The sequence below is a fragment of the Phormidium sp. CCY1219 genome (assembly GCF_055795085.1).
Genome location: NZ_JAYFEQ010000590.1, coordinates 1 through 201, shown reverse-complemented (window position 1 = coordinate 201; position 201 = coordinate 1). Strand labels below are relative to the sequence as shown.

Annotated in this window: 1 protein-coding gene; it reads right to left on the bottom strand. The window is 48.8% G+C overall.

Annotation, left to right across the window (positions count from 1 at the left end; genetic code table 11):
- Positions 1 to 201: HNH endonuclease (locus tag AC0QH1_RS16665; RefSeq protein ID WP_324632345.1), on the bottom strand; the 201-nt coding region annotated here is incomplete at its 5' end.

The window sequence follows — 201 nt, the reverse complement described above, 5'->3', positions numbered from 1 at the left end:
CTAAGCAATTCCGTCACCAGAACTACTCGTCTTCAAAACCGGACTTGAGACTTTCACCTCATCCGGGGACTCAACAGCTTGGCCTTTGTCATAGGTACCGAGGCTACCATCGGTGGCAGTCTTGACATCGTGGCAATGTCTATGGAGAAGTTGGAGGTTTTTGTATTCATCCTTTCCACCTAGGGTTTCTGGGATGATGTG